Annotated in this window: 15 protein-coding genes; 11 read left to right on the top strand and 4 right to left on the bottom strand. The window is 65.1% G+C overall.

The features are described from left to right. Nucleotides 1–11: 11 nt before the first annotated feature. Nucleotides 12–614, top strand: a complete 603-nt coding sequence (locus ACE10X_RS40880; RefSeq protein WP_038384453.1) for a TlpA disulfide reductase family protein — start codon at nucleotides 12–14, stop codon at nucleotides 612–614. Between the two features lie 114 nt (nucleotides 615–728). Here the strand turns inward: ACE10X_RS40880 and ACE10X_RS40875 are convergent, their stop codons facing one another. Together ACE10X_RS40875 and ACE10X_RS40870 are read right to left on the bottom strand one after the other, a co-directional pair. Beyond that, nucleotides 729–1,277 (bottom strand): invasion associated locus B family protein, encoded by a 549-nt coding sequence (locus ACE10X_RS40875; protein ID WP_038384452.1) that lies wholly within the window; start codon nucleotides 1,275–1,277, stop codon nucleotides 729–731. A 12-nt stretch (nucleotides 1,278–1,289) separates the two neighbouring features. Continuing rightward, nucleotides 1,290–1,628, bottom strand: coding sequence for a hypothetical protein (locus tag ACE10X_RS40870; RefSeq protein ID WP_375763730.1), 339 nt, complete (start codon nucleotides 1,626–1,628; stop codon nucleotides 1,290–1,292). 233 nt (nucleotides 1,629–1,861) lie between these two features. Between ACE10X_RS40870 and coxB the strand changes: the two genes are divergently transcribed. The 9 genes from coxB (at nucleotide 1,862) to ACE10X_RS40825 (ending at nucleotide 9,132) form a co-directional block, all read left to right on the top strand. Continuing rightward, nucleotides 1,862–2,701 (top strand): cytochrome c oxidase subunit II, encoded by an 840-nt coding sequence (gene coxB / locus ACE10X_RS40865; RefSeq protein WP_038384464.1) that lies wholly within the window; start codon nucleotides 1,862–1,864, stop codon nucleotides 2,699–2,701. A gap of 81 nt (nucleotides 2,702–2,782) precedes the next feature. Then, the gene (ctaD, locus tag ACE10X_RS40860) at nucleotides 2,783–4,399 is read left to right on the top strand and encodes a cytochrome c oxidase subunit I (RefSeq protein ID WP_038384451.1); all 1,617 of its coding nucleotides are present in this window, start codon (nucleotides 2,783–2,785) and stop codon (nucleotides 4,397–4,399) included. Nucleotides 4,400–4,462: 63 nt separating this feature from the next. Continuing rightward, nucleotides 4,463–5,401 (top strand): heme o synthase, encoded by a 939-nt coding sequence (locus tag ACE10X_RS40855; protein ID WP_038384450.1) that lies wholly within the window; start codon nucleotides 4,463–4,465, stop codon nucleotides 5,399–5,401. A 37-nt stretch (nucleotides 5,402–5,438) separates the two neighbouring features. Continuing rightward, nucleotides 5,439–5,603 carry a hypothetical protein gene (locus ACE10X_RS40850; RefSeq protein WP_018269059.1) on the top strand — a complete coding sequence of 55 codons (165 nt, stop codon included), beginning with the start codon at nucleotides 5,439–5,441 and terminating at the stop codon, nucleotides 5,601–5,603. 5 nt (nucleotides 5,604–5,608) lie between these two features. Then, nucleotides 5,609–6,238, top strand: a complete 630-nt coding sequence (locus ACE10X_RS40845) for a cytochrome c oxidase assembly protein (RefSeq protein WP_038384449.1) — start codon at nucleotides 5,609–5,611, stop codon at nucleotides 6,236–6,238. Nucleotides 6,239–6,345: 107 nt separating this feature from the next. Beyond that, nucleotides 6,346–7,242 carry a cytochrome c oxidase subunit 3 gene (locus ACE10X_RS40840; protein WP_028338984.1) on the top strand — a complete coding sequence of 299 codons (897 nt, stop codon included), beginning with the start codon at nucleotides 6,346–6,348 and terminating at the stop codon, nucleotides 7,240–7,242. 64 nt (nucleotides 7,243–7,306) lie between these two features. Then, nucleotides 7,307–7,693: a DUF983 domain-containing protein gene (locus ACE10X_RS40835; RefSeq protein ID WP_026191934.1), complete on the top strand. Its 387-nt coding sequence runs from the start codon at nucleotides 7,307–7,309 to the stop codon at nucleotides 7,691–7,693. Continuing rightward, nucleotides 7,690–8,520 carry an SURF1 family protein gene (locus ACE10X_RS40830; protein ID WP_375763729.1) on the top strand — a complete coding sequence of 277 codons (831 nt, stop codon included), beginning with the start codon at nucleotides 7,690–7,692 and terminating at the stop codon, nucleotides 8,518–8,520. The genes ACE10X_RS40835 and ACE10X_RS40830 overlap by 4 nt, the downstream gene beginning before the upstream one ends. Nucleotides 8,521–8,580: 60 nt before the next feature. Further along, nucleotides 8,581–9,132 carry a GrpB family protein gene (locus ACE10X_RS40825; RefSeq protein ID WP_038384448.1) on the top strand — a complete coding sequence of 184 codons (552 nt, stop codon included), beginning with the start codon at nucleotides 8,581–8,583 and terminating at the stop codon, nucleotides 9,130–9,132. A gap of 54 nt (nucleotides 9,133–9,186) precedes the next feature. Here ACE10X_RS40825 and ACE10X_RS40820 read toward each other — a convergent pair whose 3' ends face one another. Together ACE10X_RS40820 and ACE10X_RS40815 are read right to left on the bottom strand one after the other, a co-directional pair. Next, on the bottom strand, nucleotides 9,187–10,785 hold the full coding sequence (locus ACE10X_RS40820; RefSeq protein ID WP_038384447.1) for a DHA2 family efflux MFS transporter permease subunit: 1,599 nt from the start codon (nucleotides 10,783–10,785) through the stop codon (nucleotides 9,187–9,189). A 15-nt stretch (nucleotides 10,786–10,800) separates the two neighbouring features. Next, on the bottom strand, nucleotides 10,801–12,069 hold the full coding sequence (locus tag ACE10X_RS40815; protein ID WP_375763728.1) for an HlyD family secretion protein: 1,269 nt from the start codon (nucleotides 12,067–12,069) through the stop codon (nucleotides 10,801–10,803). A gap of 205 nt (nucleotides 12,070–12,274) precedes the next feature. Between ACE10X_RS40815 and ACE10X_RS40810 the strand changes: the two genes are divergently transcribed. Beyond that, the gene (locus ACE10X_RS40810; RefSeq protein ID WP_051002963.1) at nucleotides 12,275–12,991 is read left to right on the top strand and encodes a TetR/AcrR family transcriptional regulator; all 717 of its coding nucleotides are present in this window, start codon (nucleotides 12,275–12,277) and stop codon (nucleotides 12,989–12,991) included. The last annotated feature ends 4 nt before the right edge of the window (nucleotides 12,992–12,995 follow it).

The raw sequence follows: 12,995 nt of genomic DNA, 5'->3' as shown, positions 1-12,995 counted from the left end.
GAGAACCCATTATGACGTCAGCTCACGCACCCTCGCGCCGCGCCGTCGTGGCCAGCATGATCGGCGCCGGCGCCTCGCTCGCGATGCCGGCCGGAGCCGTGCGCGCCGCATCGGCACCGCCGCAATTCGGCACCATCCGGCACCAGTTCACGCAGGTCGAAGGCGCCCGCCCGGTGCCGCAGGTTGCGATCCCCGTGCTCGCCGGCGGCGCGCTCGATCTCACCGCGTTCAAAGGCAGGATGGTGCTGGTCAACTTCTGGGCCACCTGGTGCGCGGCGTGCCGGACCGAGCTACCGATGCTGGACCGCCTTGCCGCCGGCGGTCGCAGCGATCTCGTCGTCGTCGCTGTCAGCACCGATCGCAACCGCGCGCCGGTCGCGCCCTACGTCAAGCAGCTCAGGCTCCGCCACCTCGCGATCGGCTTCGATCCGGGCGGTCTCGTGTCGCGCGTCGACGCCGCCGAAGTCGACACGCCGTTTGCGCTCTACGGCATGCCGATCTCATTTTTGATCGGCATCACTGGACAAGTCGAAGGCTACATGACGGGCGAGGCCGACTGGCTCTCTGCGGAGGCGAGCGGGTTGTTCGATTATTATGCGGGTGGGGGGCGGTGAGTCGGCAACGAGTAGCTCGGATGAGCGCAGCGATATCCGGGAGCTCCCGCATGTCGCTTCGCTCATGCGGGCTACGTCCTCTTGCCGTTCGCGGCGCGGTCAGACCTCTCGCCCCTACGGCAATTTGTCATAGCCCTCAGCCAGGCCGTTCAGGCTGAGCGGAAAGCCGATGCCCTCTTCCGGGGTCTCGAAGATGATGAAGGTCGCGGTCTTGGCGTTCTTGAGCTGGCCGAGCAGCTTGTCGTCCATCACGACCTCGGCGACGCAGCCATTGGGCAGGCAGCGGACAAAACCGGCGCGGCCGACGTCCTGATTGTCGAGCTTGAGGCCGAGGCCGGAGGGCAGCAGCACGCCGAGCGGCGCCACCACGCGCATCAGGCGGCTCTTCTGGTCGGCGGTCTTCAGCACGATCACGGTCAGGCCGGCGTTGGAGCGGTCTTCCGCTACCACGCTCTGGATCAGTGCGCATTGCTCGGCCTGGGCGCCGGGCGGGGTGTCGCAGCGGATCTGCCAGTCGCCATGGACCGAGCGCACGGCGCCTTGCGCGTTTGCCGACTGGGTCAGGCCAAGGGAAAGGAGAAGAGAAAGGCCAAGACAGAGGGCCAGAATCGCGAGGCCGCCGAGCCGGCTGGCCATCGTCAAACGAATGTTCGAAGCGCCCATCCGGGTCGATCCTTATAGATGTTCGGTCGGTCCGGCCGTCCGGCCGCCGGTAGCACGCGCGCCATGATGCGCTTCCCGGAAGCGAATCATGATCTCATCTTCTTGTTTGAGCATGATCTTTCGGAAAACCGGTCTCCACTTTTCCGGATCATGCTCAGGCGTCGACTGATACCGCAATGACGGCGCCTTGAAGGCGATCTTGAAGCCATTCTCGCGCCGGATTGGGGCAGCCCGCAGCGAATCAGGTTCCTGTGCGCTGCCCTGTCTGTGGGTACATCCGGTAATCCCCCTGTCAACTGCATGCGGCGTCGTTTCGGGGACTTTCGCTTGATTTTGCGGGAAAAATCGCAAGCGGCAGCTTCATCGCAGGCGCATGGCTTTCGGCCCCACTACTGCATTGCGAGCGCCGGAGAATTATGGTTTGAGAGGCTGGATTTCGACGCGTTCTAGCGATCTGGCTCCCGTACCCACCTTGACTCAGAGACGGGTATGTCCGGAAGGCCGTTTGTCAGGGCGGATCGTGCTGCATTTTCGGCCACATGCCGGGGGTGCTTTGGGGAATAATGCAAGGGAGCGCGAGCGGCATGAAGATGTCGATTGGCCGGTTGGGCAGGCAATTGCTGGGGTTGGCGGTGGCGGGTGTGGCGTCTGTCGCCACGGGATCGGCCTTCGCCGAAATGGGGCAGCCGGCGCCGTGGGAGCACACGCTGCAGGAAGGCGCGACCCCGGTGATGGAAAACATCATCTGGTTTCACAATTTCCTGCTGGTGCTGATCACCCTGATCACGCTGTTCGTGCTCGCGCTGCTCATCATCGTGGTGGTGAAGTTCAACGCCAGGGCCAACCCGGTCCCCTCCAGGACCACCCACAACACGCTGATCGAGGTGGCCTGGACGCTGATCCCGGTCCTGATCCTGGTCGGCATCGCGGTGCCGTCGTTCCGCCTGCTGTTCCTGGAGCTCGACGTGCCGAAGCCGGACCTCACGGTGAAGGTCACCGGCAAGCAGTGGTACTGGTCCTACGCTTACCCGGATAACGGCAAGTTCGAGTTCGACTCGCTGCTCGACAAGGACAAGCAGCCGCGCCTGCTCGGCGTCGACAACGAGATGGTGGTCCCGGTCAACAAGGTGGTGCGGATCCAGACCACCGGTGCCGACGTGATCCACTCCTTCGCGGTGCCGGCCTTCGGCGTGAAGATCGACTCGATCCCCGGCCGTCTCAACGAGAGCTGGTTCAAGGCGACCAAGACCGGCGTGTTCTACGGCCAGTGCTCGGAACTGTGCGGCAAGGACCATGCCTTCATGCCGATCGCGGTGCGGGTCGTCAGCGACCAGGAATTCGCGACCTGGGTTGAAGGCGCGAAGAAGAAGTTTGCGACCAACCCGGCGAATTCCTACGCCTCGGCTGGTCAGGCGGCGCAGTAAGCCTCACGGCTTACGGCGCGGATGGAATAAGGGCGACGGGACCGCAAGGTCCAAGAGGGACTGCAAGGCAGGATTTTGAACATGGCGACAGGCGCAGCGACACACGACGATCACGCCCATGATGATCACGCCCACCATCCGACCGGATGGCGGCGTTATCTCTACTCCACGAACCACAAGGACATCGGTACGATGTACCTGATCTTTGCGGTGATCGCGGGCATCATCGGTGCTGCGATGTCGATCGCGATCCGTGCCGAGTTGATGTATCCGGGCGTCCAGATATTCCACGAGACGCACACCTATAACGTGTTCGTGACCTCGCACGGTCTGATCATGATCTTCTTCATGGTCATGCCGGCGATGATCGGCGGCTTCGGCAACTGGATGGTGCCGCTGATGATCGGCGCGCCGGACATGGCGTTCCCGCGCATGAACAACATCTCGTTCTGGCTGCTGCCGGCTTCGTTCGCGCTGCTGCTGATGTCCACCTTCGTTGAGGGTGAGCCGGGCGCCAACGGCGTCGGCGCGGGCTGGACCATGTACGCGCCGCTGTCGACCTCCGGCCATCCGGGTCCTGCGGTCGATTTCGCGATTCTCTCGCTCCATCTTGCGGGTGCCTCGTCGATCCTCGGCGCCATCAACTTCATCACCACGATCTTCAACATGCGCGCGCCGGGCATGACCCTGCACAAGATGCCGCTGTTCGTGTGGTCGATCCTGGTCACCGTGTTCCTGCTGCTATTGTCGCTTCCGGTGCTCGCCGGTGCGATCACCATGCTGCTGACCGACCGTAATTTCGGCACCACCTTCTTTGCGGCTGACGGCGGCGGCGACCCGGTGCTGTTCCAGCACCTGTTCTGGTTCTTCGGCCACCCCGAAGTGTACATCCTGATCCTGCCCGCCTTCGGCATGGTCAGCCAGATCGTCTCCACCTTCTCGCGCAAGCCGGTGTTCGGCTATCTCGGCATGGCCTACGCCATGGTCGCGATCGGCGGCATCGGTTTCGTGGTGTGGGCGCACCACATGTACACCGTCGGCATGTCCTCGGCGACGCAGGCCTATTTCGTCGCCGCCACGATGGTGATCGCGGTGCCGACCGGCGTGAAGATCTTCTCCTGGATCGCCACGATGTGGGGCGGTTCGATCGAGTTCAAGGCGCCGATGATCTGGGCGATCGGCTTCATCTTCCTGTTCACCGTCGGCGGCGTCACCGGCGTCGTGCTGGCCAATGCCGGTGTCGATCGCGTGCTGCAGGACACCTATTACGTGGTGGCGCACTTCCACTACGTGCTGTCGCTCGGCGCCGTGTTCGGCATCTTCGCCGGCTGGTACTACTGGTTCCCGAAGATGTTCGGCTACATGTACTCGGAGACCATCGCCAAGGCGCACTTCTGGTTTACCTTCATCGGGGTCAACCTGGTGTTCTTCCCGCAGCACTTCCTCGGCCTGTCGGGCATGCCGCGCCGCTATGTCGACTATCCGGATGCATTCGCGGGCTGGAACCTGATCTCCTCCTGGGGCTCCTACATCTCCGGCATCGGCGTCTTGATCTTCATCTACGGCGTGATCGATGCCTTCGTCCGCAAGGAGCAGGCCGCGAACAATCCGTGGGGTGCGGGTGCGACCACGCTGGAGTGGACGCTGACCTCGCCGCCGCCGTTCCACCAGTTCGAAGTGCTGCCCCGCGTGCAGTAAGTCCACGACAACGCGGCGCACTTAGCGGTGCGCCGCGCCTTTTGAGAGAAGCGAGACCTGATCTTGTCGGTTGTCGATCACAACGCCATCGAACTGCCCCGGATCTCCGAGGCCGAAGTGGGCGACTACATCGCGCTGTTGAAGCCGCGCGTGATGTCGCTGGTGATCTTCACCGCGCTGGTCGGGCTGATGATCGCGCCGGTGCACGTGCATCCGGTGCTGGCGTTCACCTCGATCCTGTGCATCGCGGTCGGCGCCGGCGCCTCCGGCGCGCTCAACATGGCCTATGAGGGCGATGTCGACGCGCTGATGACGCGCACCGCCAACCGGCCGATCCCGCGCGGCCGGATCACGCCGACCGAGGCGGCCGCGTTCGGCATCACGCTCGCCTTCTTCTCGGTGATGACGCTCGGCATCCTCGTCAACTGGGTGGCGGGTGCGCTGCTTGCCTTCACCATCTTCTTTTACGCCGTGATCTACACGATGTGGCTGAAGCGCTGGACCGCGCAGAACATCGTGATCGGCGGCGCCGCCGGTGCCTTGCCGCCGGTGGTGGCGTGGGCCGCCGCGACCGGATCGCTCTCGGTCGAGCCGATCCTGCTGTTCCTGATCATCTTCTTCTGGACCCCGCCACATTTCTGGGCGCTGGCGCTGTTCCGCAGCGACGACTATGCGCGCGCCGGCATCCCGATGCTGCCGGTCGTCGCCGGTCCCGACGCGACCCGGCTGCAGATCCTGCTCTACACCATCGTGCTGGTCGCGATCGCGCTGGCGCCGTGGCCGCTCGGCTATTTCGACGCGATCTACGGCGTCACCTCGCTGGTGCTTGGCGCCGGCATGCTGTGGCTCGCCATCGAGGTCTATCGCCGCCGCGAGGGCACGGCTGCCAATCGCGCCACGCGCCGGCTGTTCGCCTTCTCGATCCTCTATCTGTTCGCGCTGTTTGCCGTCCTCCTCGCCGAGGTCGTGGTCCGCGCGATTGCGCCTGTCTTCATCGGATAGGGAGCCGGGGGGCGAGATGGGGGCGCATGGGATATCAATGGACGAGAAACGCGAACCAGAAGGAATCGTCCTCACCGAGGCGCAGCTCAGGAGCCGCCGCCAGCGCTCGATCGCCATCGCGCTCGCGCTCGGCATCCTGGTCGTGCTGTTCTTCGCCGTCACCCTCGTCAAGGGACCAGCCGTGCTGGTGCGGCCGCTGTGAGTGAGATGGCGAACCAGGAACCGCAGCAGGGTGAGGGCGCCAAGGTCACGCGCCGCACGCTGACGCGCGACGCCGTGGTTGCCTCGATCTGCGGCTTCGTCGTGGTGCTGATGGTCGGCGCGTCCTACGCAGCCGTGCCGTTCTACAACTGGTTCTGCCGTACCACCGGCTTCAACGGCACCACCCAGGTCGCGACCTCGGTGCCTTCGGATGCGCCGCTCGCGCGCACCATTTCGGTCAGCTTCGATTCCAACGTCGCGCCGGGCCTGCCCTGGAAGTTCGAGCCGGAGCAGAACACGATCGACGTCAAGATCGGCCAGGTGGTCACGGTCTACTACACCGTCACCAACCAGTCGGCGCGCACCACGACCGGCCAGGCGTCCTACAATGTCGCGCCGCTGACGGTCGGCGCCTATTTCCAGAAGATCAACTGCTTCTGCTTCACCGAACAGACCATGGCGCCGGGCGAAAAGCGCGAGATGGCCGTGGTGTTCTATGTCGATCCGGCGCTGGCCAAGGACAGCGAGAACGACACGCTGAAGACGATCACTTTGTCCTACACCTTCTTCCCCGTGCGCGACGCAACGCCGAAGCCCGTGGCGGCCGGCGAGGCGGAGCAGCGCAAGGGCGGCTAGAGCATGATCCGGAAAAGTGGAGACCGGTTTTCCGAGAAGATCATGCTGAAGAGATTGGAATTTGAGATTTAAGACGTGCCTTGCGGCACGCGAATGGAGAGACGGCAATGGCTGAGGCGCAAGTCAAGCATCACGACTATCATCTCGTCGACCCGAGCCCATGGCCGGTGGTCGGCTCGATCTCGGCCTTCATCATGGCGTTCGGCGCGATCGGCTGGATGCATCACATGTTCTCCGCCGCCCCGATCGTGTTCGGCGTAGGCACCATTGGCGTGCTCTACACCATGGCGAGCTGGTGGGGCGACGTGATCAAGGAAGCCCAGTACAAGGGCGACCACACCCGCGTGGTGCAGATCAGCCACCGCTACGGCATGATCCTGTTCATTGCCTCCGAGGTGATGTTCTTCGTCGCCTGGTTCTGGGCCTTCTTCAACTCGGCGCTGTTCCCGGCCGACGCGGTGCACGCCACGCGCGATGCGGTGTTCGGCTGCGGCGCCGGCACGGCGATGGGCGCCTGCTCGGTCCCGGGCACCTGGCCGCCGAAGGGCATCGAGACCTTCGATCCCTGGCATCTGCCGCTGCTCAACACGCTGCTGCTCCTGACCTCGGGCACCACCGTCACCTGGGCGCACCATGCGCTGCTCGAGAACGACCGTCAGGGCCTCAAGCAGGGCCTGATCCTCACCGTGATCCTCGGCGCCCTCTTCACCTGCGTGCAGGCCTATGAGTACGCCCATGCGACGTTCTCGTTCGGCGGCAACGTCTATGGCGCGACCTTCTTCATGGCGACCGGGTTCCACGGTTTCCACGTGCTGGTCGGCACCATCTTCCTGCTGGTCTGCCTGATCCGCGCCTATGCCGGCCACTTCACGCCGAAGCAGCACCTCGGCTTCGAGTTTGCCGCCTGGTACTGGCACTTCGTCGACGTGGTCTGGCTGTTCCTGTTCATCTGCATCTACGTCTGGGGCCACGGCGCCGAGACGATGGCCCACGGCGCACACTAATTGCCGGCCGACGTGCTAAGAGGGGGCGGCCGAATGGTCGCCCCTTTGCTTTTGAAGAGAACCGATGACCGATACCCCGCCGACCGTCACTGAGAGCGCACTGCGCGGCATCGCCTGCCGCTGCCCGCGCTGCGGCAAGGGCAAGCTCTATTCCGGCTTCCTGACGCTGGCGCCGCGCTGCCAGGCCTGCGGCCTCGACTTCGCCTTCATCGATTCCGGCGACGGGCCGGCGATCTTCGTCATCATGCTGGCCGGTGCCATCGTGGTCGCGGCGGCGCTGATCGTCGAGGTGAAGTACCAGCCGCCGTTCTGGGTGCACGCCGCGCTGTGGCTGCCGTTGATCCTGGTCACCACGATCCTGCCGCTACGATCGATGAAGGCACTTCTGATCGCGCTGCAATTCCACCACAAGGCCGCCGAAGGCCAATTGATCGAGCGCGACCCGAAATGAATGATACGACGAAAAAAGCGTTTTCCAGCGAAGTGGACACCGGTTCGCGCCAAGAAAACGCGTCAAAAGGCTCTCGCCGGCCGAGCGCGGCCGGCTTCGGCATTTTCACGTTGATCCTGATCGCGGTGTTTATCGCCCTCGGCTTTTGGCAATTGCAGCGCCGGGTCGAAAAGCACGCGCTGATCGCGGCGCTCGATGCGCGGCTGGCCGCCCCGACCGAGGCGCTGCCACCGCCGTCGGCATGGCCGACGCTGACCTCCGCCAAGGATGAATTCCGCCGCGTCACGCTGACCGCGACCTATGCGAAGCAGCCCGACGCGATGGTGTTCAGCTCCGGCTCCGCGGTGCGCGACGACATTTCGGGTCCCGGCACCTGGGCGTTGCTGCCGGCGAAGCTCGCGAGCGGCGAGACCGTTGTGATCAACACCGGCTTCGTCCAGAACACGATGCAGGATCGCGCCTTCGAGGACCGCGTCGTTGGCCGCCTTGTCACCGGCACGCCGGTTGAACTGACCGGCTATATTCGCTTTCCCGAGCCACCGGGCCGGCTGACGCCGAAGGAAGATATCTCGAAGCGGCTGTGGTTCGTGCGCGATCATCGCGCAATGGCGCAGGCGCTCGGCTGGGGCCAGGTCGCACCGTTCTACATCGACCTCGAGGCGCCGGTGCCCGACAGCGGCACGCCGAAGCCCGGACCGCTCAAGGTGCGTCTCAAGGACGACCACATGCAGTACGCCATCACCTGGTTCTCGCTGGCCGCCGCGGTCACCATCGCCTTCGGCCTGTGGTGGCGCGGCCACCGGCGGCCCGCCTTTGGTCGAACCTAGTCTCGGCATGGTTTGATTGACCCGCGAAGGAGACTTCGCGGCAAGCAATCAGGGTGTGCCATGGAGAAATACGGCGCCGGACCGATCGTTGTCCTGGACTATGACCCCGACTGGCCGGCCATGTTCGAGACGGAGCGCGCGAGGATCGAGCATGCGCTCGGCTCGCTGGCCTTGGCCATCGAGCATGTCGGAAGCACTGCGGTTCCAGGTTTGCCGTCGAAGCCGATCATCGACCTGATGGTCGGTGTCCCCAGCCTCGCGGAGGTACGGGAACGCTGCATCGAGCCGATCGAGGCGCTCGGCTACAACTACATACCGGAATACGCGGCGTGGCTGCCTGGCGAGTTGTTCTTCCGCAAGGGCCCTCCGGGGCCCTGGACCCATCATCTGCATGTGATGGAGCCATCCAATCCGCGCTGGGAAACGCTGCTGGTGTTCCGGGACTATCTTCGCGCGCATCCCGAGGCGGCCCGCGCCTACGCGGATATCAAGCAAGCCCTTGCTGCCTCCTCAAGAGAGGACATCGCGGCCTATCGCAACGGCAAAACTCGCTTCGTCGAGGAGACGACCGCGAAGGCCCGCGCGTGGCGCGCGGACCCGTCCGGTCGATAGCGCGGCTTCGCCACGCCTGCATTCCGCCGTAGCTCATGCACGTCCGCGCCGGGATCAATGACCCATAGGGGCGGGGCCGCCAAGCCTGACCTTGCGCAAGGTCAGCGCCAGCGGGATCGCCGACAGCGCGATCAGCATCAGGACCCAGAACGCGTCCATGTAAGACAGGAACGAGGCCTGGGTCTGCACCTGTTGCCCGATCCACTGGATCGCCTGGCTGTGCGCCTGCGCCAGCGAACTGCCCTGGGCGACGAAGAAGTCGGTGATCTGGTGCAGCGTGTCCTGGTATTGCGGACTGGACGGCGTCACCTGCTCGACCAGCCGGCTCTGGTGGAATTGCTGGCGATGCGTCAGCACGTTGGAGACGATCGAGACGCCGATCGAGCCGCCGGTGTTGCGCGCCGCGTTGATCAGCGCGGAGGCCTGGTCGGTCTTGTCGGGCGGAATGCCGTCATAGGAGGCCGCCATGATCGGCACGAAGATCAGCGGCAGGCCGACGCCGATCAGCATGCGCGAGCGCGCCATGAACCAGAAGCCGAGATCGGCATAGACGTTGGTCATGCTGTACATCGAGGCGGCGATCACCAGCGCGCCGGCAACGATCAGGTATTTCGGCTGCACCCGGGCGGCGAGCCGACCGACCGCGAACATCATCATCATGGTGACGACGCCGCCGGGCGAGAGCACGAGGCCGGCCCAGGTCGCGGTGTAGCCGAAATCCTGCTGCACCAGCTGCGGCAAGAATTGCGTGGTCGCGAGCAGGATGGCGCCGGTCGCCAGCATCACCAGGAAGCAGGCGCCGAACTGCCGGGTTGCGACCATGCGCAGATCGATCATCGGATTGCGCCGGGTCATCTCCCACGGGATCATCAGCACGAACGCCGTAGCGCAGATCACTGCAAAGGTGATGATGAAGGGCGATGCGAACCAGTCGTCCTCGAGGCCGCGGTCGAGCATCACCTCGAGCGCGCCGAGGAAGGTCGCGACCAGCGCGAAGCCGATGAAGTCGAACGTGTTGCCCTGGGGCTGCGCCCCCTTGGCTTTCGCGGTCGCGGGCTCCTGCAGCACGGCCGCGATCAGCGCGATCGCGAACACGCCGACCGGCGCGTTGATCAGGAAGCACCAGTGCCAGGAGAGGTTGTCGGACAGCCAGCCGCCGAGCGTCGGACCGACCACCGGCGCCACCACGACGGCAATGCCGAACACCGCGAACGCCTGCCCGCGCTTGGCCGGCGGGAAGGCGTCGGCGAGAATCGATTGCGCCACCGGCACCATGCCGCCGCCGCCGAGACCCTGCAGGATACGGAATAGCAGCAGCGTGTTCAGATTGGGCGCGAAGCCGCACAGGATCGAGCTGACGGTGAAGATGCCGAGGCAGATCAGGAAGAAGGTCTTGCGCCCGAGCGTGCGGGCGAGAAAGCCGGACGCGGTCAGGATGATGGCGTTGGACACCAGATAGGTGGTGACCACCCAGGAGGCCTCATCCTCGCTCACGCCCATGCCGCCGGCGATATAGGGCAGCGCCACATTGGCGATGGTGGTGTCGAGCACCTCCATGAAGCTCGCGAGCGCAACCACGATGGCGATCAGCCAGGGATTGACGGCAACGTTCGGAGTGGGGAGGCTATTGGCATCGATTGCAGCGGCACTCATGACAGCCTCTCCGGATCAGAGTTTTCCAAGCCGCTCGAGCAGCGACGGCGCGGCATCGATCCGCACCGTCGGGACGACGGACATGCCCGGACCGAGCGCGACGTCGGCCGGCGGGTTGTCCATCACGATCTTCACCGGCACGCGCTGCACGATCTTGACGTAGTTGCCGGTGGCGTTCTGCGCCGGCAGCAGCGAGAACGCGGTGCCGGAGCCCGGCTGCACGCTCTCGACATGGCCCTGGATGGTGCGGCCGGGATAGGCGTCGATCTTCAGCGTCACCTTCTCGCCCGGCCGCATCTTGTCGAGCTGGATCTCCTTGAAGTTCGCGGTGACCCAGGTCTGGTCGGGCACGAACATCGTCAGATTGGTGCCGGCCTGCGCGAACTGGCCGACCGCGGCCGAGAGGTTGACGACGCGGCCCGGCTGCGCGGCGGTGACCGTCGTATAGGACAGATTGAGCCTGGCCTGGTCACGCTGTGCCTCGGCCTGGGCGAGGTTCGCGACCGCGCTCTTGCGCTGCGCCTTCAGCGACTCGACCTGGCGCTGCGCGAGGTTGAGCGTCGCCTGCGCGCTCAGCAGCGCAGCCTGCTGCTGATGCAGCTGCGAGGTGAACTGCTCGGAATTCTGCACCGTGCCGTAGCCGGATTGCTCCAGATGCTGGTAGCGCGTCGCCTGCTGCTGGGCGAACACCAGCGCTGCCTGCGCCTGGTCGACCTGGGCCTGGTTGGCCGATATCTGCGCCTGCTGCACGTCGAGCTGCGCATCGACATTCTCGATGTTGGCGCGCGCGGCCGCGACCTGCGCCTCGGCCTGCGCCAGCGCGACGCGATAGTCGCGGTCGTCGAGCCGGGCGATCACGTCGCCGGCCGCGACATGCTGGTTGTCGGTGACCGGGACGGCGGTGATGTAGCCGGAGATCTTCGGCGCGAGCGCGGATTGCCGCGCGGCGATGAAGGCGTCGTCGGTGGATTCGAAATGCCCGCTGTAGTCCATGTAGAGATAGCCGCCGCCGATTGCCGCCGCGAGCAGCACGGCGCCGATCGCGGAGACGACCGGACGGCGGCGCAGGAAGCCGCGCTTCGGCGCCGTGCCGGCGACCTCGGGCGGGACGGTTGCCGGCGGGGCGGGCTGCTTGCCCGCGGGACGCTCCTGCGCCGGAGCTCGTGTCGTGATCTCCGGCCGCTCCGATCTGACATCGGGCTCATGCGAGGCCGTCGCCGAGGGGGTGCCCTCGATGCCCTCGTGGCCCGGTTGGTCGCGCTCCAAAACAGTGTCTTCGAACATGATGGCTGCTCCTGGCTGACGAGCGAGGTCCGCAGGGCCTTCGCAAAAAGGAACGGTACCGTTCCGTTCTATGCGACAAATAGTCCCGCTGCGGCGCAGCGTCAATAAGAACGGAACTGTATCGTTCTATTTACAACTAGTTGTGATAAGGCTATATTGCTTGATATTGCCGGCCTGACCGGCCCATCGAACCCGGGTCGATGCGATGATCACCAGTACCCTGAAGAAGCCGCGGGCAGCCAAAGCCAGGCCAGTCGAGGTGCGCGCCGGGCGACCGCCGAAGGAGCTTGCCGGCGAGGTCGATGCGCGGATTCTCGAGGCCGCGCGCAAAGTGTTCCTGCAGCGCGGGTTCGAGGGCGCGAGCATCGACGAGATCGCGGAAGTCGCGCGCTCCGGCAAGCGGACGATCTATGCGCGCTTCCGCGACAAGCGGGCGCTGTTCACGGAAGTGGTGACGCGGGACATCCTGTCACGCATCGCCGAGTTCAAGGCCGATCCGCCGGTCGGCGCGACCATCGAGGAGCGCCTCACCAGCGTTGCCTCGACCTTGCTGCATTGGGGCTTCGACGCCGACCGGATCGGCCTGATGCGGCTCGCGATCGCGGAGGCGCACCGCTTCCCGGATCTCGCCGCCAACGTCAACCGCAGGGCGCGCGCGCTCAGCACCGAGCTCGGCATTCACCTGTTGCGAGAGCTGACGCAATCCGACGAGCTCGGCAAGCTGCCGGCCTTCGCGCCAGAGCAGCTGCCGACCACGGCGCGGATGTTCCTCGACATCATCGCCGTGCCGATGCTGCTGCGGGCCTTGTTCGAGGTGGATCTGAAGGCGCTCGATCCCGAGATCGACGCCCATGTCGCGCGCGGCGTCGCGTTTTTCGTTGCTGCATGCCGGACCGGCTGGGTGGAGAATCCCAAGCCATAGGCAA

It is taken from the genome of Bradyrhizobium sp. Pha-3 (assembly GCF_042258325.1).
Taxonomy (GTDB): domain Bacteria; phylum Pseudomonadota; class Alphaproteobacteria; order Rhizobiales; family Xanthobacteraceae; genus Bradyrhizobium; species Bradyrhizobium elkanii.
Note: the sequence above shows the minus strand (reverse complement) of the source record. Positions and strands in the feature narration are given on the sequence as shown.

What these genes read in the sequence shown, in the direction of transcription:
- ACE10X_RS40880 (WP_038384453.1), top strand. Translation starts at nt 12, where the DNA reads ATGACGTCAGCTCACGCACCCTCGCGCCGCGCCGTCGTGGCCAGCATG.
- ACE10X_RS40875 (WP_038384452.1), bottom strand. Translation starts at nt 1,277, where the DNA reads ATGGGCGCTTCGAACATTCGTTTGACGATGGCCAGCCGGCTCGGCGGC.
- coxB (WP_038384464.1), top strand. Translation starts at nt 1,862, where the DNA reads ATGAAGATGTCGATTGGCCGGTTGGGCAGGCAATTGCTGGGGTTGGCG.
- ctaD (WP_038384451.1), top strand. Translation starts at nt 2,783, where the DNA reads ATGGCGACAGGCGCAGCGACACACGACGATCACGCCCATGATGATCAC.
- ACE10X_RS40850 (WP_018269059.1), top strand. Translation starts at nt 5,439, where the DNA reads ATGGACGAGAAACGCGAACCAGAAGGAATCGTCCTCACCGAGGCGCAG.
- ACE10X_RS40845 (WP_038384449.1), top strand. Translation starts at nt 5,609, where the DNA reads ATGGCGAACCAGGAACCGCAGCAGGGTGAGGGCGCCAAGGTCACGCGC.
- ACE10X_RS40840 (WP_028338984.1), top strand. Translation starts at nt 6,346, where the DNA reads ATGGCTGAGGCGCAAGTCAAGCATCACGACTATCATCTCGTCGACCCG.
- ACE10X_RS40835 (WP_026191934.1), top strand. Translation starts at nt 7,307, where the DNA reads ATGACCGATACCCCGCCGACCGTCACTGAGAGCGCACTGCGCGGCATC.
- ACE10X_RS40830 (WP_375763729.1), top strand. Translation starts at nt 7,690, where the DNA reads ATGAATGATACGACGAAAAAAGCGTTTTCCAGCGAAGTGGACACCGGT.
- ACE10X_RS40825 (WP_038384448.1), top strand. Translation starts at nt 8,581, where the DNA reads ATGGAGAAATACGGCGCCGGACCGATCGTTGTCCTGGACTATGACCCC.
- ACE10X_RS40820 (WP_038384447.1), bottom strand. Translation starts at nt 10,785, where the DNA reads ATGAGTGCCGCTGCAATCGATGCCAATAGCCTCCCCACTCCGAACGTT.
- ACE10X_RS40815 (WP_375763728.1), bottom strand. Translation starts at nt 12,069, where the DNA reads ATGTTCGAAGACACTGTTTTGGAGCGCGACCAACCGGGCCACGAGGGC.
- ACE10X_RS40810 (WP_051002963.1), top strand. Translation starts at nt 12,275, where the DNA reads ATGATCACCAGTACCCTGAAGAAGCCGCGGGCAGCCAAAGCCAGGCCA.